The organism is Arthrobacter sp. NPDC090010, from assembly GCF_044748305.1.
Taxonomy (GTDB): domain Bacteria; phylum Actinomycetota; class Actinomycetes; order Actinomycetales; family Micrococcaceae; genus Arthrobacter_E.
Genome location: NZ_JBIVFT010000004.1, coordinates 52,372 through 70,587 on the forward strand (window position 1 = coordinate 52,372; position 18,216 = coordinate 70,587).

Genomic DNA, 18,216 nt, shown 5'->3' on the forward strand with positions numbered 1-18,216 from the left:
AAGAGCCCTGGAATGACGACAGCCGGTGTGGGGAGAGATCTCTCCGCACACCGGCTGTCGGCTTCTGAATCCGGAGGTCTAGCCCTCCACACCCAGCTTCTGCAGAATCAGCTCACGGACGCGGCCGGCGTCGGCCTGGCCACGGGTGGCCTTCATGACGCCGCCGACGATCGCGCCGATCGCCTGCACCTTGCCGCCACGGATCTTCTCCGCGACGTCCGGCTGAGCCTCAAGTGCCGTGTCGATCGCCTCGAGGAGAGGACCGTCATCGGAGACGACCGCAAGGCCACGGGCCGCCACGATCTCCTCCGGGGTGCCTTCAGCGGCCAAGACGCCATCGAGCACCTGCGAGGCCATCTTGTTGTTGATCTTGCCGGCCTCCACCAGAGCGTTGACCTCCGCGATCACGGCGGGGCTGATGCCGAGTTCACCCGGCTCCACCTCGGCGACCTTGGCACGGCCCACCACCTCGCCCATCCACCACTTACGGGCGGCGGCGGGCTTCAGGCCGGCGGCGACGGTCTCCTCGATCTGGTCCATGACGCCTGCGTTGACGACATCGCGGAACTCCAGGTCCGAGTAACCCCAGGCGGTCTTGAGGCGCTTACGGCGCTCGGCGGGCGGCTCGGGCAGCGTGGCACGCAGTTCTTCCACCCACTCGCGAGAAGCGACGACGGGCACCAGATCCGGCTCCGGGAAGTAGCGGTAGTCGTCCGCGTCGCTCTTGGGCCGGCCCGACGTCGTCGTGCGCGTGTCCTCGTGCCAGTGGCGCGTCTCCTGGACGATCTTCTCGCCCGACTCCAGGACGGCGGCGTGGCGCTGGATCTCGAAACGCACGGCGTGCTCGACGGCGCGCAGCGAGTTCACGTTCTTCGTCTCGGAGCGCGTGCCGAACTTCTCCTGGCCGATCGGCTTGAGGGATACGTTGGCGTCACAGCGGACGTTGCCGCGCTCCATCCTGGCGTCGGAAACGCCGAGGTTCTTCACGATCTCGCGGACCGCGGCCACATAGGCCTTGGCCAGCTCCGGAGCGCGCTTGCCGGCACCGACGATCGGCTTGGTGACGATCTCCACGAGCGGCACGCCGGAACGGTTGTAGTCCACCAGGGAGTAATCGGCACCCTGGATGCGACCCGCGGCACCACCCATGTGGGTGAGCTTGCCGGCGTCCTCCTCCATATGTGCACGCTCGATCTCCACGCGGAACACCTCGCCGTCCTCCAGCTCGATGTCGAGGTAGCCGTCGAAGGCGATCGGCTCATCGTACTGGGAGGTCTGGAAGTTCTTGGGGGTGTCCGGGTAGAAGTAGTTCTTCCGGGCGAAGCGGCAGGACTCGGCGATCTGGCAGTTCAGCGCCAGGCCGATCTTGATGGAGGACTCGATGGCGGCCTTGTTCACCACGGGCAGGACGCCGGGCAGCCCGAGGTCCACCTCGTTGACGTTGGTGTTGGGCTCGTCACCGAACTCATTCGGTGCGGAGGAGAACATCTTGGTCTTGGTGTTCAGCTCGACGTGCACCTCGAATCCGAGGACGGGCTCGTACTTCTCGAAGGCGGAATCGTAGTCCAGGATCTCGTCTGCGGACATTACTTGGCACCTCCCGGAACCGTTGAATTCAGGGCCGTCGAACCCAGTACCGGGGCCTGCGCCAGCAGCGGGCCGCCCCACTTCTCTTCCAACAGCGTCTCCAGCGCACCCGCGGCGCGGTAGAGGCGGGCATCCTGCCGGGCCGGGGCCAGGAACTGGATGCCGACCGGCAGCCCGTCCTCATCCGCCAAGCCGCCGGGGATGGAGATTCCCGGAACACCGGCCATGTTGGCAGGGATGGTGGCCACGTCATTGAGGTACATGGCCAGCGGGTCGTCGAGCTTCTCCCCCAGCTTGAACGCCGTGGTGGGCGCGGTCGGGGAGATCAGCACATCGGCCTGAGCGAACGCGGCGTCGAAGTCACGCTGGATGAGCGTGCGCACCTTCTGCGCCGAGCCGTAGTAGGCGTCGTAGTAGCCCGCGGAGAGGGCGTAGGTGCCCAGGATGATGCGGCGCTTGACCTCGTCGCCGAAGCCCGCCGCGCGGGTGGCGGCCATGACGCGTTCGATGGTCATGGGCCCGTCCTCCGGAAGGGCACGCAGGCCGAAGCGCACACCGTCGAACTTGGCCAGGTTGGAGGAGGCCTCGGACGGCATGATCAGGTAGTAGGCGCCCAGGGCGTACTGGAAGTTGGGGCAGGAGACCTCGACGATCTCGGCGCCCGCGGCCTTCAACAGCTCCAGCGACTCGTTGAAACGGTTCTCGACGCCCGCCTGGTAACCCTCGCCGTGCAGTTCCTTGATGATGCCGACCTTCAGGCCCTTGGCATCACCGTTGCGAGCGGCCTCCGCGAGACCCGCCCACGATTCCTGCAAAGAGGTGGAATCGAACGGATCGTGCCCGCCGATCACCTCGTGCAGCAAGGCGGAGTCCAGCACCGTGCGGGACACGGGGCCGATCTGGTCCAGGGACGATGCCATTGCGATGGCGCCGTAGCGGGACACCCCGCCATAGGTGGGCTTCACGCCCACCGAACCGGTCACGGACGCAGGCTGGCGGATGGAACCGCCGGTGTCGGTGCCGAGGGCCAGGGGCGCCTCGAAGGCGGCGACGGCAGCCGCCGAGCCACCGCCGGAACCGCCCGGGATGCGGTCCAGATCCCATGGGTTGTGGGTGGGCCCGTAAGCCGAGTGCTCCGTGGAGGAGCCCATGGCGAATTCGTCCAGGTTGGTCTTGCCGAGGATCGGCATCTTCGCGGCACGCAGCTTCTTGATGACGGTGGCGTCATACGGGCTGTTCCAGCCTTCGAGGATCTTTGAGCCGGCCGTGGTCGGCTGGCCGACCGTGACGATGAGGTCCTTGACGGCGATCGGCACACCGGCCAGAGCGTGCAGCTCCTCGCCGGCGGCGCGAGCAGCGTCGACCTCGGCAGCGACGCCGAGCGCCTCCTGCGTGTTGACATGCAGGAAGGCGTTCACCTCGCCGTCGACCTCGGCGATGCGGTCCAGGTGCGCCTGGGTGACCTCGACGGCGGACAGTTCCTTGGCCGCCAGCTTCTCGGCCAGCTGGGCCGCGGAGGAACGGATGATCTCCTGGCTCATGGCTTACTCCTCATCCAGGATCGCAGGGACCTTGAAGCGGTTCTCTGCGGCGTCAGGTGCGCCGGAAAGAGCCTGCTCCGCGGTGAGGACATGACCCACGACGTCCTCGCGGAACACATTGCTCAGCGGGATCGGGTGGGACGTGGCGGGAACGTCGTCCCCGGCTGCCTCACTGACGGACTTCACGGAGTCGACGATCACGGCCAGTTCCCCGGCCATGCGGTCAAGCTCCTCATTGCTCATCTCAATGTGAGCGAGGCGCGCCAGATGCGCGACGTCGTCACGATTGATTGCAGCCATGGATCTCCCCTGCAATTGGTGAAAGGTTTCCCGTTTAGTTTATGTCAATTTGTCGCACCGCCTCCCGTCCCACCACACACCCGCCGAACTCGCTAGTTGCACCCGGTTCTCCTGCCGAAATCGCGAGTTCCGTGCGAAATCGCTCCAGGACCGCGCGGGTTCGCACTGAATCAGCGAGCTCGGCGGACGGGACCGGACGGGACCGGCCAAGGCCTGGCGGCGATCGCTACGATGGGCTCGTGCTGCCGCTGATCGATGACGCCGTGCTCCGACGCCCCACTCCCGAGGATGTTCCGCTCCTCCACGAGATTTACAGCGACCCCGAGGTCTGGCGGCACGCTCCACAGGGCCGTCACACCTCGCCCGAAGCCACACAGGCTCTCGTGGAATTCTTCCTCAGCTGCTGGGAAGAGAGCGGCCTGGGACCGTGGCTGGTGCAGGACCGCGAGACGGGTGGCCTTCTGGGGAACTGCGGTTGCTCCCTGCGGAATGATGCTCATTGGAATCTGGGTTACCGGTTCGCGCCCGCCGCGCAGGGTCGCGGGCTGGCCACCCGGATCTCGCGCCTGGCCATCGACGCTGTACGTGCCCTCGACGACGACCGTCCGGTCATCGCATCCATCCTGGAACACAACACGGCTTCCGTCCGGGTGGCGGAGAGAGTCGGTCTCACGCTCGAATACCGCGGTCCCGACGTCGGCAATCCCGATCCGGGCGCGGTGCGGCTCCTCTTCGCCGACCGCCGCCTCGATCCGGCGATGGTCGGCCTCATCCTGGGGCGGTGACCGCGGGACCGCCCGGCACAACAAACGCGGGGTCACTTGGGGCCGGATTTCACCAGGAAATCCGGCCCCAAGTGACCCCGCGTTGAGAGACGGATGCGTGCCGGAATCAGGCCGCGTCCGGACTCAGGTCAGTGGCCGATGCCGATGGCCCCCGTCAGGACACCCACCAGCAGCATCACCAGGGACACGACGGCGGAACGCCACAGCACCTTCTTGTGATGGTCGCCCAGTTCGACCTTCGCCAGGGAGACCAGCAGGAGGATCGCCGGGACCAGCGGGGACTGCATGTGGAACGGCTGCCCGGTGATGGAGGCACGTGCCATGTCCGCGGCGGTCAGGCCATAATGCCCGGCAGTCTCACTCAGGATCGGCAGCACCCCGAAGTAGAAGGCGTCATTGCTCATGAAGAACGTCATGGGGATGCTGAGCAGGCCGGTGATGATCGCCATGAACGGGCCCATGCTGGCGGGGATGATCGCCACGAGCCACTCGGACATGGCCTTGACCATGCCGGTGCCGTTGAGCACACCGGTCAGGACGGCCGCCGCCATGACCATGCTGACCACGGCCACGATCGACTGACCATGCGCCACCAGAGCCTTCGCCTGGTCCTTGACGTGCGGGAAGTTCACCAGCAAGGCGATGCCGGCGCCGACCATGAAGATGTACGGCAGGGGAAGGACATCCATGACGAGCAGGACCATGATGGCCAGGGTCAGCGCGAAGTTGAACCAGATCAGCTTCGGCCGCAGGGTCTCGCGGGTCGGGTCCAGCGCGGTCTCGGCCAGGGTGCCTGCACCATCGGAGGAGCCGCCGCCCGGCGTGATCTTCTGCAGCAGAGCGGTGCGGGTGCCGATGCGGCCGCCGCTCGCCTTGGACAGGGCCGAACCGTTCTTGACGTCGGCGACGTCGAGCGCGGTGCCTCCGTCGTAGGACGCCGCGGCACCCCAGCGCTCCGGTTCGGCGACCATGAGGCGCTTGCGTTCCATCAGACCCAGGCTCCAGGAGAAGACGAGGACCACCACGAGGCCTGCAATCAGGCCCGGGACCATCGGAACGAAGACCTCGGAGACGTTCAGCTTCAGGGCCGAGGCCGCCCGAGCGGTCGGACCGCCCCACGGCAGGATGTTCATGGTTCCGTTGGCCAGACCGGCGACACAGGTCAGGACCACGGGGCTCATCTTCAAGCGCAGGTACACGGGCAGCATGGCCGCCGTGGTGAGGATGAAGGTGGTGGACCCGTCACCGTCCAGAGACACCGCCATGGCCAGCAGCGCGGTGCCGAGCACCACCTTGGCCGGGTCGTTGCCGAGCTTGCGCAGAATGAACCGGACCAGCGGGTCGAAGAGACCGACGTCGATCATGGTGCCGAAGTAGATGATGGCGAACATGAGCAGGGCGGCCGTGGAGGTCATGGACGCCATGGACTTCATGACCATGTCGCCGATTCCCAGACCCGCTCCTGCGAACAGTCCGAAGATGGTGGGGACCAGGATGAGCGCCAGCACCGGCGTCATCTTCTTGGTCATGATCAGAACCATGAATACTGCGATCATGGCGAAGCCGAGCAGGACTAGCATCCTTGCGCTCCTTTGCTGGAATCCTGTGGTGCATCACGCCGATGTGACGCTCGCCATAGACGTTAGAGTGGCGTGCGTCACGTCCAGGGCTTTTGCCCCCTTGATGCTTCTTGTGCTTGTTGAGCGCGTTCTGCTCATTTAGCTCAAGGATTTTTTCCGGTAGGCTTCCCGTGCCGAGAAGGGGGTGCCATGCGAACGCCGAAGTTCTCCACTCAGACCCTGCTGCTGCAGATGTCCGTGGTGCTCCTGGTCGTGCTCCTCTTCGCCCTGGCATTCGGTTTCATCATGGTGGAACGCATCACCCAGGAAGCGGAACAACGGGCCCTGACCCTCGCACGGACCATCGCATCCCAGCCGGAGCTGCGGTCCCAGGTGGCCGGCATCAGCGCGCAGGAGGGCACTCCCCCGGCCGCGGACCTGGACCACGGGCCACTTGAAGCTCTCGCCGAATCCGCCCGGCAACGCACCGACGCCCTCTTCGTGGTCATCACCGACGAGACCGGCGTCCGCCTTGCCCACCCGGATCCGCAGCGCCTCGCCGAGAAAGTCAGCACCGACCCCTCCGAAGCCCTCGGCGGCAAAGAGGTCGTGACCCGCAACACGGGCACCCTCGGCCCCTCGGCCGGGGCGAAGGTCCCCGTCTATGCGCCCGGGAGCGGTCCCACCGGTGCGGCCGGCGTCGTCGGCGTGGTGAGCGTCGGCTTCGAACGCGAACCTCTCGGCCAGGCGCTGGTGGAGGCCAGCGGGCCGGTGATCCTGACGGCCTGCGGCGCCTTCGCCGCCGGTGTCGGGGCCTCGATGCTGCTGCGCAAGCGATTGCGGCGGCTGACTCTCGGCCTGGAACCGGAGGAGCTCACCACCCTGGTGCAGGACCAGGTGGCCGTCCTGGAGACCACGCACGAAGGCGTGATCGGCATCAGCCGCGGCGGGCGCGTGACGGTGGTCAATGCAACCGCCCAGGAGCTTCTCGGGCAGACGGGGCTGCAGGGCACCGAGTGGAGCGAAGCGCCGGTACCGGACGCCCTGCGCGTTCTCACCCGTCCCGGAGCAGCCGAGGACGAAGTCTTGGAGCTCGTGGCGGGAGCACGGGTGCTGCTTGCGACGGCGCGGGCCGCAGTGCACGACGGCGAGGACCTGGGCTGGGTGGTCTTCCTCCGGGACCGCACGGAGCTGGCTCAGCTCACGCGCCAGTTGGAGTCTGTCAGCACCATGAGTTCGGCACTGCGGGCGCAACGTCATGAGTTCGCCAATCAGCTGCACACGATCTCCGGCCTGCTGGGTCTCGGGGAGACCTCGCGGGCGTCCGAATACGTTCACCGGCTTGTCGAAACCGGGCCTCTGGAGTTCCCCGTGGAAGGTCTGGAACGCCTCTCCGAGCCTTATCTCCAGGCGTTCATCGGGGCCAAGGGAATCCGGGCCCGCGAGCGCGGGGTGACCCTGCGCGTCGGCGAGGACACCTACATCAGAGGGTCCGTGAAGGCTCCTCAGGATGTGACGACGGTCCTGGGCAACCTGATCGACAACGCCATCAACGCGGCGGTCTCCGCCTCCCGTGGCGGAGAGGACCTGGACCGCTGGGTGCGGATCGACCTCCTGGACGAGCCGTCGGCCCCCGGTGGCGGTGCCGATGGCTCCGCCCGCTTGGGCACCCTGCACGCCGTCGTCGCCGATTCCGGGGACGGCGTGACGGAACCGGACCGCCTGTTCGAGGAGGGTTACACCGCTTCGGCCGTCCCCGGACAGGGGCTGGGTCTGAAACTCGCGCGTGAGCTCGCCCTGCGGCGCAGCGGCGACATCACGCTGCTGGATGCCGGCGGGCCAGGGACCGGGACCGGCGCGGTGTTCGCGGTCCGTCTGCCCACCGCCATGATCTTCGAGCTTCCCGAGGAGGACGCATGAGCCAGGAGCTCTCGGTGCTCATCGTGGACGACGACTTCCACGTCGCCACGCTGCACTCCAACTATGTCCAGGCAGTGCCCGGCTTCCGGGTCGCGGGCCACGCCGGGAACGCGCAGCAGGCCTTGCAGGCCTTCCATTCGCTGCGGCCGGATCTGGTCCTGCTGGACGTGTACCTGCCGGACGGTTCGGGACTCGATGTGCTTCGGCAGCTCGATTGCGATGTCATGATGCTCAGCGCCGCCGCCGACACCACCTCGCTGAGGATGGCCTTCCGCCGGGGCGCGCTGGCCTATCTGCTCAAACCGTTCGGCCAGGAGGAGCTCGAACAGCGGTTGCGTTCCTATGCGCGGTATCGCCGGATGCTTGAGAAGACGACCCACTTGGACCAGGAGGCGGTGGAGCGGGCGCGGCGTCTGCTGTTCGCGTCGGATGGTTCGACGTCGCCGTCGCCGGCCCGGACCCGGAGCGCGACCGAGCAGTCGATCATGGATGCCCTCACCGCTCAGGACGCGCTGTCCGCCCTCGAGGTGGCAGAGCGGGTGGGCGTCTCCCGGGCCACCGCCCAGCGGTATCTCTCCTCATTGGCCGACGACGGCGCGGTGGAGATCCAGCTGCGTTACGGAACCACGGGCCGCCCCGAGCACCGTTACGCCCGGCGAGGCTGAACGTCCGGGCCTGAACCTTCGAGTCTGAACGTCCGGGTCTATGTCCGAATCCGGCGGCGGAGTCTGCCGCCGAGCTCGCTGGTTCTGTGCCGATTCGCGCACTCTATGAGCGAGTCGGCACACAACGAGCGGGCTCAGCAGTGCCGGTGGGTGCCGAGTTCGCAGAGGGGCCGGGGCTGAAACGCTGCCCGACCCGTCAGAGTCAGAGGGAGGCGGGGGCACTCGGCCGGGGCGCGTCCGCGGGGACGTCCATGCGGTACACGAGCAGTTTCGCCTCACCGTTGGGGGTCCACCAATCGCGCGCGGGGACGCGTTCGAATCCGATCGCACGGTACAGGGCGTGGGCGCTCTCCCAGGTCTCACCCGTGGTGAGGGAGACGGCGGAGATACCAGGACGACGCCGGGCCTCCTCCAGGATGGCTTCCACGAGCGCGCGACCGGCGCCACTGCGCTGGATCGCGGGGTCCACCACGAGCAGTCGGAACTCCAGCTCGCCGGTCTGGGCGATGTCGGCCCACGGCTCACCTTCGACGGCGAGGGTCACGGAGCCGATCACGGCCCCGTCCCGCTCGGCCACCCAGATCTCCGCCTCCCGGGCGCGCTCATCCACCTTGCGGATGCGCTGCAGATAAGGGAACTCCGGATCCGTGAAATGTCCGGCCGCGAGATAGGCATCCTGCGTGATCCGGGCGATCTCCGGATAGTCTGCGGGCACGGCGGGGCGGATCAGGATCTCAGATGGCACCTGTCAATGATAGTCGCCTCTCGCCGCTATCATGAGGCCATGGTGCCGCCCGTCACACTCCGCTCCCCCGTCCCGTCCGACGCCGATGCCCTGGCATCTCTTCACGTGCGGTGCTGGCACGAGGCGTACGGCGCGCTCCTGCCGGACGACTTCTTCACCGAGGAAGTCCTGGAAAGCCGCCGCAGACTCTGGACGAGGCTCTGCGCCGCGCCCCAGCCGGGACGAACGGTCCGGGTCGCGGAGGCGGGCGGCGAGCTGGTGGGCTTCTCCGCGGGTGGCACTCCCCTGGATCCTTCCGACGGTGCTCTCGGCCAGGAACTCTCCTCGCTGTATCTGCTGCAGGACTTCCACGGCAGCGGCGCCGGCCAAGCACTCTTCGACGCAGTCCTGATGGACGGCCCGGCCTTCCTCTGGGTCGCCGCACGAAACCCTCGGGCACAGGCCTTCTACCGGCGCAACGGTTTCACGCCGGACGGCGCCACCGACACGGATGCCCACTTCGGGGGCATGGAGGAACTGAGAATGACCCGCAGCTGACGCGGCACCGGCTCAGAGCGGGAAGCGCGCAGCGTCCTCCAGGGCTCCGGCGCAGGTCCAGCTCGCCAAGCGGTCCTCATCCTGCGGTCCGCCATCGAGGGGGCTGCGCAAGCGAGGCCGTCGTACCCAGCAACCTGATTCCTCCGCGATGAGCGCTCCGGCTGCCCAATCGTGTTCGTTCAGGCCGCGTTCGCCGTAGCAGTCGTGAGTGCCATCGGCCACCAGGCACAAATCCAGTGCCGCCGAACCCAGCCGACGAAGGTCCGCGAGCCCGTCCAGGAGGGCCGGGACGAAAGCCGCCTGCTCAACCCTGACGGCGGCGTCGTACGAGAATCCGGTGGCGACGATGCGGCCGCGTGCGGCCGACGGCGGCCCGGAAAGCCGCCGTGGCTCCCCGGCACCACTCGCGACGTCCCGAAGCCACGCTCCCCCGCCGCGGGTCGCCCAGTACACCCGCCGCAAAGCGGGCGCATCGACGACACCTGCCAGCCAGACCTCCGCCGCTTCGGCAGTCGTCACCTCCGGCGAGGGCCCGGCAACGGCGACGCTCGTGCCGAAGTACACGATGTTGCGGATGAAATTGGTGGTCCCGTCAAGGGGGTCGATCGACCAGCGGTACCCGCTCGGTGCTGCGGGGGCCGTGGTGCCGTACTCCTCCCCTGTGATCGCGTCATGCGGCCGCAGCCGGGTGATGACGGCGCGCACCGCTTCCTCCGCTTCGCGGTCGAACGCCGTGACCCAGTCATTGTCGCTGGACTTGTTGTCCGCCTGGCCGGTCACGTCTTCCTGACTGAGCGAGGCCCGGCGGGCCAGGACGGCAGCACCCGCAGCGGCGGCCTCCCGGGCCACCTCCAGGAGTTCCTGCGTGGATGAACCGGCGGGAATCAGCGCGTCGTTCATGCCTTGGAGCCTTCCTCGGCGTCGTCGGCAGCTTCCGTCTCATCAGCCGAGGCGAACGCGGTGGGACCCTTCTCCAGGAGCAGCCGGAACCCGTCCTCATCCAGCACCGGAACCCCGAGCTGCTCGGCTTTCTCCCGTTTGCTGCCGGCGGCCTCACCCGCGACGACGTAGGAGGTGTTCTTGGAGACGGAACCGGCGGCCTTGCCACCCCGGATGATGATGGCCTCCTTCGCCTGATCGCGGCTGAAGGTGGGCAGAGTGCCGGTGACGACGACGGTCAGGCCCTCCAGCGTGCGCGGCATGGATTCGTCGACCTCGTCGGCCATCCGGACCCCGGCCGCAGCCCAGGCCTCGACGATGGCGACATGCCAATCCTCTGCGAACCATTCCTTGACCGCCGCAGCGATGGTCGGGCCCACCCCGTCCACATCGGCGAGCTGTTCCTCCGAGGCGGCCCTGATCGCGTCCATCGATCCGAACGCCGTTGCCAGTGCACGGGACGCCGTCGGACCGACATGCCGGATGGACAGTGCGACGAGCACACGCCAGAGCGGCTGGGCCTTGGCCTTCTCCAGCTCCGTGAAGAGCTTCTTGGTGTTCGCCGTGGGTTCTGACGGCTTCTTGGCGGTGCCCTGAGTCCAGAAATACGGCTTGAGCTCCCATTCACCGGTCCCCGCGCCCTTGGACCGCTTCTCCCGCCAGACCCGGACCTCTCCGAGCGCCGCCCTCAGATCCGCTCCGGCGGACTCCGACGCCAGATCGAAGACCCTCGCTTCATCCACCAGGACGCCCGGCCCGGTGGGCTGGACAAGGCCCCCTGTCGCCGCAGGGTCCGGACCCGGCCCCGCGGTCAGGGCGAGTGCGGCCTCGTCGCCGAGCGCCTCGACGTCGAACGCCCCACGGCCCGCCAGATGGGCGACCCGCTGGCGGAGCTGCGCCGGGCAGGAGCGGGCGTTGGGACACCGCAGATCGACATCACCCTCCTTGCCCGGAGCGAGCACCGTCCCGCAGGACGGGCAGGTCTCAGGCATCACGAAGGCCCACTCGGTGCCGTCCCTCAGGGTCAGGACCGGGCCCACGATCTCGGGAATGACGTCGCCGGCCTTCCGCAAGACCACGGTGTCCCCGATCAGGACCCCTTTCGCCTTGACGACGTCCTGATTGTGCAGCGTGGCACGGGCGACGGTCGAACCGGCCACCTTGACCGGTTCCATGACGCCGAACGGAGTCACGCGGCCCGTGCGCCCCACATCGACCTGGATGTCCAGCAGCTTGGTGTGGACCTCTTCCGGCGGGTACTTGTACGCCACGGCCCAGCGCGGCACCCGGGAGGTGTGACCCAGTTGCCGCTGTTCATCCAGCTGGTCCACCTTCACCACGATCCCGTCGATCTCGTGGATCAGGCTGTGGCGCTTCTCGCCGTACTCGGCGATGAAGGCCAGGACCTCGTCGAGCGAGTCCAGGACCTTGAAATACGGGCTGGTCGGCAATCCCCATTCCTGAAGCAGGGCGTAGAAGTCCGACTGGGCGGCGAGGTCCAGCCCCTCATGCCGTCCCAGGCCATGCACGAACATGGAGAGCGGGCGTTTGGCGGTCTCGGCCGGGTCCTTCTGCCTCAGCGAACCAGCCGCGGCATTGCGGGGATTCGCAAGGGGCGCCTTGCCCTGCGCGATGAGAGCCTCGTTGAACTCGGCGAACGCTTGGGAAGGGAAGAAGACCTCGCCACGGATCTCGACCTCGGCCGGGTACCCAGTGCCCGAGAGCTCGCGCGGGATCTCCTTGATGGTGAGGATGTTGTGGGTGATGTCCTCACCCGTGGTGCCGTCTCCACGGGTGGCGGCCCGGACCAGTTTCCCGTTCCGGTACAGCAGGTTGACGGCCAAGCCGTCGATCTTCAGCTCGGTCAGCCAGCGCGGCTGCGCGAGCCCCAGGTTCTGGGTGCTGGCGAGGGCCTTCTCCACCCAGGCGGTCAGCTCGTCGAGGGAGAACACGTCCTCAAGGCTGTACATACGGCTCAGATGCTCGACGGCGGCGAAAGCGGAGGACACTTCCCCGCCCACCTCTTGCGTGGGAGAGTCGTTGCTCACCAGTTCGGGGTGCAGTGCTTCGATCTCTTCCAGGCGCCGGTACAGCTCGTCGAACTCCGCGTCGCTGATGAGGGGTTCATCCTGCTGGTAGTACGCATACCGGTAACGGCGGACCTCGTCCGCCAGATGCTGATACTCCTCGCGGAGGGCCTCCGCCGGAGTGCCTCCGGAAGGTTCCACGACGTCGTCATTCAGCACGGGTGCCTCGGGGTTCTCGCTCACCCCTCCATCCTGCCACGCGGGACTGACATCGGAGGAGGGTGAATTGCGGGAGGGGTGGGAGACCCTGAAAGCGCCGTTGTCGCGTGAAAACGCCCGCCCGGCACTTCTGTCAGGGATGAACAGAATGCCGGGCGGGCGTTGGAGCGCAGGCGCCGAGAGGTCTCCCACCCCGGCCGCCCGCCCACGGCTCCGGGATCAGGCCTCCGGCGGCAGTGCCACCTGAACCTTCCTGGCCTTGCCACGCGCGATGACATAGCCGCGTCCCGGGATGAACTGGTCCTTGATCCGTCCGAGTCCCGTGCTGAGAAGGCTGTCGCCATCCATGTCGCCGGGGTTGAGCAAGATGCCGCGCCGTCCGGACTTGAACGGCTGGGCCAGCTGCCAGGCCGACGACCAGGTCGACGTCTCGGACTCGGCCACGACCCACTGCCCGGACTTGACCGACTCGGTGACCAGACGCGCCACACCGGGCTCCGCCATCGAGTCCGTGAACTCGGTCAGGCCTTCGACGAAGACGGCGACGCCGCCCTGCCGCGCCTGTACGAACTCCACGAGCTCGTCCACGTTCATCTCGACGTCGTCAGGACCGGCGAACGCCTTGTCCCACACCTTGAGCGCGGCGACGGCGGATCGCCGGGCCCCCAGGTACACGGCCGTGCCGTTCGGGTTGGCCTTCTTGTACGCGTAAGCCATGGTGACCAGCGCCGTCGTACGCCCGGAACCGGGAGGGCCCGCGATCATGAGCGCACCCTCGCACGGCACCTGGGCCGCCGTGAGGGTCTCGTTGTCGACGCCGAACGCCGCCATCCCGGGACCCGCCACGGGCAGGATCCCCAGTTCCACGGATTCCGGCAGGCGCTGGATCCCCGGCGCCTGGGCGATGCCGCGGCGCAGCATGGACTCCCGCAGCTTCTGCAGACCACGTGCCTGAAGCGCCAGGTTGGGGGTGCCACCCAGCACCGCCAGCTGGACTTCGAGTCCGTCGATGATGCCGCGCCCGGGGGGCGAGGAGGAATCCAGGACGTCCTTGGCCACGTCCAGGGCGATGTAGTCGTCGATCGCGGACAGCCGCAGCACGAGGCGCTTCTGGATGGAGGCGAGAAGCGCCGTCGGCACCGAGCCCGGACGGTCACCGGTGACCACCAGGTGGATGCCGAGCGGGCGCCCATCCGTGGCCAGCTGGAGGAAGATCTCCCAGATCCCGGCATTGGCCGAGTACTCGTACGACTCGCGGAAGGCGCTGATGCCATCCACCATCACGAAGATCCGCGGTTCCTCCGGCCGGTTGGCCAGCTGGCGGTACTCCACGATCGTCGAGGCCTTCACCTCTGCGTAACGGCGCGCCCGGTCCTCCGAGACGTCCCGGAGCCAGCGCAGCAGACGCCCGACGCGCTCCTCGTCGTCGCCGTCGATCACGGCCCCGACGTGCGGCAGGATCTCCAGCATGGTCAGGCCCGCCGAGCCGCAATCGATGCCGTAGACGTTCACCGGACCACCCGCGGGGGTGACCGCGGCGGCCACGGCGATGCTGCGCAGCGCGGCCGACTTGCCCGAGCCGCCGGTGCCGAAGATGGCCATGTTGCCGTCCCGGTCCGGACGGTAGAAGACCAGAGGCTGATCCTGGTGGGCTGCGTCGTCACCCACACCGAGCAGCAGTTCCTCATCGGTGAGCGGGCCCTGCAACTCGGAGAAGTCGTAGGCCGAGGCGAGCACCGGCAGCCACGGCTTGCGGGGCGGCTCGATCTCCAGCAGCGCCGCCGCTGAACGGATCGCCTCGGTCATCCGGGCGATGTCGTTGGGGCCGGTGGGTTCGGGTTCCGGCTCGCGGAGACTGCTGTCGACCTGCCAGGTGGAACCGGTTCCGAAGCCCATCTCCACGATGTCCATCTGCGGCCGCGGCGGCCTGTCCGTCGTCCATCCACCGGCGTAGCCGGTCTGGAAGCCCTGCAGCCGGCCAGGACCGGTCTTCGCCGCCGCACGTCCCGGGATCGCCGGGTCGAAGTAGGCCGCCATCGGCGAGCCGATCACGTCCGTGGCGTCGTCCACATCGGCCATGCGCAACGCCACGCGAAGGTTGGTGTTGGCCCTCAGGCTGCCACGGATCACACCGGATGGCTGCTGGGTCGCCAGAATGAGGTGCACGCCGAGCGAACGGCCACGGGCGGCCACATCCACGACGCCGTCCACGAACTCCGGCATCTCATTGGCCAGTGCCGCGAACTCGTCCACGATGATCACCAGGTACGGCGGAGCCTCGGGATCCGCTTCCCGCTGCATGGCCAGGAGGTCCTTGGCCTTCTTGCGGTTCAGCAGATGTTCCCGGTAGTGCAGCTCCGCTCGCAGCGAGGTCAGTGCGCGTCGCACGAGGTGGGGCGAGAGGTCGGTCACCAGACCCACCGTGTGCGGCAATTGCACACAGTCGGCGAAGGCGCTGCCGCCCTTGTAGTCCACCAGCAGGAAGCTGAGACGATCCGGGCTGTAGGCGCTCGCCATGCCCATGATCCAGGACTGCAGGAACTCGGACTTTCCAGCGCCGGTGGTACCGCCCACCAGAGCGTGCGGTCCCTCGTTCTTCAGGTCCAGGTACATGGGCTCGGAGCCCTTCGAACCGACCAGCGCACGGAGCGTTCCGTTGTCCTTGCGATTCGGGATGGCGGTGCTGTGGACGGAGTTGTTCTCCTTCCAGCGCTCTCCCAGCGCCGAAGCCGAATCGAGCAGTTCCTTGCCCACGAGGTTGGCGAAACTGATGCTGCGCGGCAGGTTCGAGTCGTCTTCCAAGGGACGTCCGACGTCGACGACGGGAGTCAGCATGCGGGCCAGCTGGGTCGCGAGCTGCTCATCGACGCTCTCGCAGCTGACGGGATAGCTGTGCCGTCCCAGGCGGACCTGGCCGGTGGTCGCGCCCTGGGTGCCGTCGACCACCATGAAGTCGCGGCAGGCAGCCGGGAGGGACTGCACATCGGCTGCAAGCCACATGAGATGCACTCCGGTGTCCGCGCCGCGCTCGGCCAGTCGGGTGAGCCGGCCGCGGTCGACGGGGGCGTCGTCCTCGACGATCACGAGGACTTCCGGGACCACGGGGGCGGGCGGGGTCTCAAGATCGTCCTTGAGTTCGCCGCGAGGAGTCGGAATCGGCTCGCGGCGCCCGGCAGCCCGTTCATCGACGAGTGCTTCGAGCCGTTCCAGAAGTGCGGTGCCCGCAGCCTGTCCGGCGGCCAGGTGGTCACCGGCGAGGGGGCTGTGGCCCGAGCCGACATGGGGAAGCCACTTCAGCCAGCTCCAGCGGTCCTTGGACCGTGCCGAAGTCATGGCGGAGACCACCAGTTCGGCCGGCGAATGCAGGCCCACGAGCTGGATCACCAGTCCACGGGCGACGTCGTCCATGACCCCGCGTTCACCGGCCACACCGAAGGAACCGGAGTGCCGGAGCTGGGAGACCAGGGGCACGCCGTCGATCGTGGAGTAGTACTTGATCGCTTCCTGGATCTCCCGGGCGAACACCGCTTCGGTGTCCCGTTCGCCGGGCTCTTCGATCTGGATACGGGAAGGCGCCGTGCCGAGGCCCAGGCGGAGGGACAGGAAGCCACGATGCTCGGTGCGGTGGGTCCAGAGCAGCGGGCCCAGGCGGTAGATGGCATCCACAGTGTCCGCGACGGCTGGCGTCTCCTGGAGCCGCACCGAACGCTCCACCTTCTGGAGTTCCGCCAGTTCCTCGCGGAACTGTTCCATGCCCTCACGGAACTGGCGGTGCTGCTCCTTGAAACGACGGGTTCCCTGACGCTTCTGTTCCCACCAGTGGCCGATCGCGAACAGCGGCATGAGCGCCATGAAGATCACACTGGTGACGTTCTGCGTCACGGCGAACAGGGCCGCGCCCATCATGAGGGGCAGAAGCATCATGAGCAGAGGGAAGGGTTCCTTCTCCCTCGGCTGCGGACCCTTGGGAGGGACTTTCTTGCGCACCGGGAACCGTGCCACCACGCGCGGCGAACGGTTGAAATCCACGGTGGGCTGAGTCGAGACGGCCGCCTGGTTGCGCTGAAGGGTGATCACCGAGATCGTGGTGTCGCCCAGCGCGATGGTGTCGGAGGAACCGAGGACGGCCCGGGTGACGGGCAAGCCGTCCATGAGGAGGCCGTTGGCAGAGTTCGTGTCGACGATCTCCACGCTCTCGCCCACCAGGATCCTGGCGTGCCGCTTGGAGGTCAGCGGATCACTGAGCCGGATGTCGCTGTCCCGGCCGCGTCCGATGTAGCTGGTTCCGGACGGCAAGGGGAACTCCCGGCCCGCGTCGGGCCCGGACAGTACCCGCAGGGTCGCCACCGCCGGGCCGGAGGCCTGCTGATGGGTGGCGAACGCCTGGCTGACCTGGGAGATGGAAATCGCCGAGCCGGGCCGAAGCCCGGATTCCAGCAGCTTCGCCTCCGGGTCCAGAAGCTGGCCCCGCATGGCACCGCCGACATAGGACTCCTCGACCAGCAGGCTGAGCGGGCCCGGCTCGGCGGCGCCGTTCCGGTCGGGGTCGGCGAGCCAGAGTTCGCGGGCGATATCGGCGACAGCCGCTGAGCCGTCGACGGTGACGGCGATGTCCTTGCTGTCCAGGTCTCCTCGGCGGAGTGTCAGGCGGAGTTTCACTCGCCGGCCTCACCTTTCATCTTTTCCAATAGGGGCAGGTCTGCGGCGGTGACCATGTGCGAGGTCACCGCGTGTTCCACGAGCCGGGCCCGGCGGTTCATGGCCAGCTTGCCCCCACCGCCTCGCAGTCCGGACACTCCCACCCTGTCGAGCTTGTCGCAGACGTTGTCGAGCTTCCGGTTGAAGCGTGTCAGTGCCCAGCCGAGCCGGCGGGCGGCCTCCGCAGAACTCGGGATCGCGCTGAAACCGGTGCCCTCACGTCGCAGCATGGGCTCCGCCAAGGCCACGATGAGCGCCTTCTGGGAATCGGTGAAGACCACCGGCCCGATGGTCGTATCGCCGTCCGCGTCCTTGTCCTGGGACTGTTGCTTGAACGCCGGTGTCCGCAGATGTACTGAGAACTCGTAAGTGGTGGGCCCCGCGGTGAAGACCACCGTGGTCAGCCCGAAGACGAGCGGAATCCTCGCTCCGGGGGCCAGCCAGGCCTGCATGCCTCCGGAGGAATCGGCGATGGTGGCCGAGATCATCGATCCGACGTTGCTCAGCCACCAGATGCCGTCGTACTGGGCCACCTCCAGGAAACGCCTGTGCAAGTAGGGGTTCTCGTCGATCGCCAGATCGCCCTCGCGGCCGATGACGAAGACCGACTCGTGCACAGGTTCAAACCACTCACCGCAGAAATCAATGGCGAGTTCATTCATGGCTGCCTCCTCGTATCCCCCGTACTCGTGTC

13 protein-coding genes are annotated in these 18,216 nt (G+C 67.6%); 4 read left to right on the forward strand and 9 right to left on the reverse strand.

Features of this window, described 5'->3' with window-relative positions; translation table 11 throughout:
- Nucleotides 1-78: 78 nt before the first annotated feature.
- Genes gatB through gatC form a run of 3 tightly spaced genes read right to left on the reverse strand, consistent with a single transcriptional unit; the run spans nt 79 to nt 3,428 of the window.
- Nucleotides 79-1,587, reverse strand: a complete 1,509-nt coding sequence (gene gatB / locus ACIPXZ_RS07975; RefSeq protein ID WP_400592111.1) for an Asp-tRNA(Asn)/Glu-tRNA(Gln) amidotransferase subunit GatB — start codon at nt 1,585-1,587, stop codon at nt 79-81.
- Complete coding sequence (gene gatA, locus ACIPXZ_RS07980) at nt 1,587-3,128, reverse strand: Asp-tRNA(Asn)/Glu-tRNA(Gln) amidotransferase subunit GatA (protein ID WP_400592113.1); 1,542 nt, start codon at nt 3,126-3,128, stop codon at nt 1,587-1,589. Before gatA ends, gatB begins: the two co-directional genes overlap by 1 nt.
- 3 nt (nt 3,129-3,131) lie before the next feature.
- Nucleotides 3,132-3,428 carry an Asp-tRNA(Asn)/Glu-tRNA(Gln) amidotransferase subunit GatC gene (gene gatC / locus ACIPXZ_RS07985; RefSeq protein ID WP_400592116.1) on the reverse strand — a complete coding sequence of 99 codons (297 nt, stop codon included), beginning with the start codon at nt 3,426-3,428 and terminating at the stop codon, nt 3,132-3,134.
- Nucleotides 3,429-3,667: 239 nt separating this feature from the next.
- On the opposite strand from gatC, the gene ACIPXZ_RS07990 reads away from it, so the two are divergent.
- Complete coding sequence (locus tag ACIPXZ_RS07990) at nt 3,668-4,213, forward strand: GNAT family N-acetyltransferase (RefSeq protein WP_400592119.1); 546 nt, start codon at nt 3,668-3,670, stop codon at nt 4,211-4,213.
- A gap of 128 nt (nt 4,214-4,341) precedes the next feature.
- On the opposite strand, the gene ACIPXZ_RS07995 is transcribed toward ACIPXZ_RS07990, so the two are convergent.
- The gene (locus ACIPXZ_RS07995; RefSeq protein WP_400592121.1) at nt 4,342-5,793 is read right to left on the reverse strand and encodes a CitMHS family transporter; all 1,452 of its coding nucleotides are present in this window, start codon (nt 5,791-5,793) and stop codon (nt 4,342-4,344) included.
- Between the two features lie 189 nt (nt 5,794-5,982).
- On the opposite strand from ACIPXZ_RS07995, the gene ACIPXZ_RS08000 reads away from it, so the two are divergent.
- On the forward strand, nt 5,983-7,692 hold the full coding sequence (locus ACIPXZ_RS08000) for a Spo0B domain-containing protein (protein ID WP_400592124.1): 1,710 nt from the start codon (nt 5,983-5,985) through the stop codon (nt 7,690-7,692).
- On the forward strand, nt 7,689-8,357 hold the full coding sequence (locus tag ACIPXZ_RS08005; protein ID WP_400592126.1) for a response regulator: 669 nt from the start codon (nt 7,689-7,691) through the stop codon (nt 8,355-8,357). Before ACIPXZ_RS08000 ends, ACIPXZ_RS08005 begins: the two co-directional genes overlap by 4 nt.
- Before the next feature lie 202 nt (nt 8,358-8,559).
- On the opposite strand, the gene ACIPXZ_RS08010 is transcribed toward ACIPXZ_RS08005, so the two are convergent.
- Nucleotides 8,560-9,102 (reverse strand): GNAT family N-acetyltransferase, encoded by a 543-nt coding sequence (locus ACIPXZ_RS08010; RefSeq protein WP_400592129.1) that lies wholly within the window; start codon nt 9,100-9,102, stop codon nt 8,560-8,562.
- A 39-nt stretch (nt 9,103-9,141) separates the two neighbouring features.
- On the opposite strand from ACIPXZ_RS08010, the gene ACIPXZ_RS08015 reads away from it, so the two are divergent.
- Nucleotides 9,142-9,639: a GNAT family N-acetyltransferase gene (locus tag ACIPXZ_RS08015; protein ID WP_400592132.1), complete on the forward strand. Its 498-nt coding sequence runs from the start codon at nt 9,142-9,144 to the stop codon at nt 9,637-9,639.
- 12 nt (nt 9,640-9,651) lie between these two features.
- Here ACIPXZ_RS08015 and ACIPXZ_RS08020 read toward each other — a convergent pair whose 3' ends face one another.
- The 4 genes from ACIPXZ_RS08020 to ACIPXZ_RS08035 form a co-directional block, all read right to left on the reverse strand.
- Nucleotides 9,652-10,539, reverse strand: a complete 888-nt coding sequence (locus tag ACIPXZ_RS08020) for an inositol monophosphatase family protein (RefSeq protein WP_400592134.1) — start codon at nt 10,537-10,539, stop codon at nt 9,652-9,654.
- On the reverse strand, nt 10,536-12,824 hold the full coding sequence (gene ligA / locus ACIPXZ_RS08025) for an NAD-dependent DNA ligase LigA (RefSeq protein ID WP_400592714.1): 2,289 nt from the start codon (nt 12,822-12,824) through the stop codon (nt 10,536-10,538). Before ligA ends, ACIPXZ_RS08020 begins: the two co-directional genes overlap by 4 nt.
- Nucleotides 12,825-13,043: 219 nt before the next feature.
- Nucleotides 13,044-17,483 (reverse strand): FtsK/SpoIIIE domain-containing protein, encoded by a 4,440-nt coding sequence (locus ACIPXZ_RS08030; protein ID WP_400592137.1) that lies wholly within the window; start codon nt 17,481-17,483, stop codon nt 13,044-13,046.
- On the reverse strand, nt 17,480-18,184 hold the full coding sequence (locus ACIPXZ_RS08035; protein ID WP_400592140.1) for a hypothetical protein: 705 nt from the start codon (nt 18,182-18,184) through the stop codon (nt 17,480-17,482). Before ACIPXZ_RS08035 ends, ACIPXZ_RS08030 begins: the two co-directional genes overlap by 4 nt.
- Nucleotides 18,185-18,216 lie beyond the last annotated feature (32 nt).

Excerpts from the sequence above, each read along its gene's own strand:
- ACIPXZ_RS08020 (WP_400592134.1), bottom strand. The coding sequence starts at position 10,539 with ATGAACGACGCGCTGATTCCCGCCGGTTCATCCACGCAGGAACTCCTG.
- ACIPXZ_RS07995 (WP_400592121.1), bottom strand. The coding sequence starts at position 5,793 with ATGCTAGTCCTGCTCGGCTTCGCCATGATCGCAGTATTCATGGTTCTG.
- ACIPXZ_RS08000 (WP_400592124.1), top strand. The coding sequence starts at position 5,983 with ATGCGAACGCCGAAGTTCTCCACTCAGACCCTGCTGCTGCAGATGTCC.
- gatC (WP_400592116.1), bottom strand. The coding sequence starts at position 3,428 with ATGGCTGCAATCAATCGTGACGACGTCGCGCATCTGGCGCGCCTCGCT.
- ACIPXZ_RS08035 (WP_400592140.1), bottom strand. The coding sequence starts at position 18,184 with ATGAATGAACTCGCCATTGATTTCTGCGGTGAGTGGTTTGAACCTGTG.
- ACIPXZ_RS08005 (WP_400592126.1), top strand. The coding sequence starts at position 7,689 with ATGAGCCAGGAGCTCTCGGTGCTCATCGTGGACGACGACTTCCACGTC.
- ACIPXZ_RS08015 (WP_400592132.1), top strand. The coding sequence starts at position 9,142 with ATGGTGCCGCCCGTCACACTCCGCTCCCCCGTCCCGTCCGACGCCGAT.
- gatB (WP_400592111.1), bottom strand. The coding sequence starts at position 1,587 with ATGTCCGCAGACGAGATCCTGGACTACGATTCCGCCTTCGAGAAGTAC.
- gatA (WP_400592113.1), bottom strand. The coding sequence starts at position 3,128 with ATGAGCCAGGAGATCATCCGTTCCTCCGCGGCCCAGCTGGCCGAGAAG.